Origin of the sequence: Mariniflexile sp. HNIBRBA6329 (genome assembly GCF_043558645.1) — a bacterium.
In the GTDB taxonomy this organism is placed as follows: Bacteria; Bacteroidota; Bacteroidia; order Flavobacteriales; family Flavobacteriaceae; genus Mariniflexile.
Window position 1 is genome coordinate 1 of the sequence record NZ_JBIFXS010000035.1, and the last position, 1,468, is coordinate 1,468.

2 protein-coding genes are annotated in these 1,468 nt (G+C 31.3%); both read left to right on the forward strand.

The window, feature by feature from the left end:
• The first annotated feature begins 103 nt into the window (after positions 1 to 103).
• Positions 104 to 652 carry a hypothetical protein gene (locus ACGK9U_RS16060; RefSeq protein ID WP_394467572.1) on the forward strand — a complete coding sequence of 183 codons (549 nt, stop codon included), beginning with the start codon at positions 104 to 106 and terminating at the stop codon, positions 650 to 652.
• A 140-nt stretch (positions 653 to 792) separates the two neighbouring features.
• Positions 793 to 1,341, forward strand: a complete 549-nt coding sequence (locus ACGK9U_RS16065; protein WP_394467573.1) for a hypothetical protein — start codon at positions 793 to 795, stop codon at positions 1,339 to 1,341.
• The last annotated feature ends 127 nt before the right edge of the window (positions 1,342 to 1,468 follow it).

Here is a 1,468-nt window from a genome sequence, read left to right on the forward strand (position 1 = left end):
ATTTACTAAATTGGCTTGTACAAATTTGGAAGGTAAGTCTTTTTTTATCCCTTACTTTTCATATACCTAATCATTGTGTGCAATTTGAGAAAACTCTGAACTAATGAATATTATTCAAGAATTAACAGAAAAATATAGCGGAAAATATTCAGAGGATTTAATCAAAAATGTAAATAGTCCGATAGGAAAATATGTTTTTCAACCCAAAAATGGAATTATAGAAGTTGACGGAACTAAAATCAGTATAAACCTGAATGAAGTTGGTGGAGCAATGCCTGTTACGGAACCATTTCGAATTACTTTACATTTAGATAAAAACTATAAAACTGAATTGACAATATTCCCAATTGATTCGTGGAATAAATTTCTAAATTTTGTTTTACCTAAAAGGAGAGCATTTCTTCCAAAACCGATTTTAAAACAATTTTGGTTTGGCGGAAATATTGACTTGCTAAAACAACTAGCATCTGATAAAGAGTTTTGCGAAAAAATAATAAACGAAAGAATTTATATAGAAACTGGATTTAAAACAACTGACCGAATTATATTAACGCCTGAATATGGAATTAAGGATATTGAACAATTCGAAAAGTTTGTTTCAGTCCTAAAACGAATTGAAAATAAAATAAAAACTGCACACAACACAGTATAAAAATAATTGCTATTTTAGGCTTAATCAAAGGTCGTTGCAATTTTGTTACGTCTGATTTTCCTTCGGAAAATCCTCGCACACAAAACCGCAACTATTCTTATACATAAACGTTGCCACACATTTGAGAAAATCGTCACGAATTGAAAATCCTGAAAAAAATATTATTAGTAATTGGAATTTTTGCAATAGTTGGATTTGCTATTATTTGGGATATTTCTGACAGAGGACAATTCTACTCGAAACACATTCCGACTGACGAACTGAACGAATTTTATATGCACAAAACGACCGAACAACAAGAAAAGGCGTTTGAAAAGCATTTCGGATTTGGAAAATATAAATTCCCAAGAGAACACGTTGCGAAAATTAAGCTTTTTAAGAATAACTTTCTAACGAGTCGTTTGACTTCCAAAACTGTGTCGGAATTGAACAAGGCTGAATTGATTACATTTTTCAATAATCCGAGCAATTTCAATTGGTCAGAGACTACTTGGAGTTTATCTGAATCGGAATATATTTTGAGATTTTATAACAAAGAAAATATGGAAATAGGAAAGGTTTGGTTGTGTTTGGAAGGTTGTGGAATGACAGAATCGGAACCATTTTCACCGAATATGAAATATGGTGGATTAAGCAAAATTGGAAAAGAAAACTTGAATTTTATATTAAACGAAATATTAACTGATTAAAAAAAAACGTGTGGCAACACCGTGTATAATTAATGGCTAGTTCGAGCTTGCTTACGAAAATCCTCGCGGATTTTGAAGTGCCCCCAAAAAGTTAGACACTATTTGAGGGTATTTTTATGGAAAGAAA

Bases quoted from the DNA above. Each gene is read 5' to 3' on its own strand.
- ACGK9U_RS16060 (WP_394467572.1), top strand. From the start codon at position 104: ATGAATATTATTCAAGAATTAACAGAAAAATATAGCGGAAAATATTCA.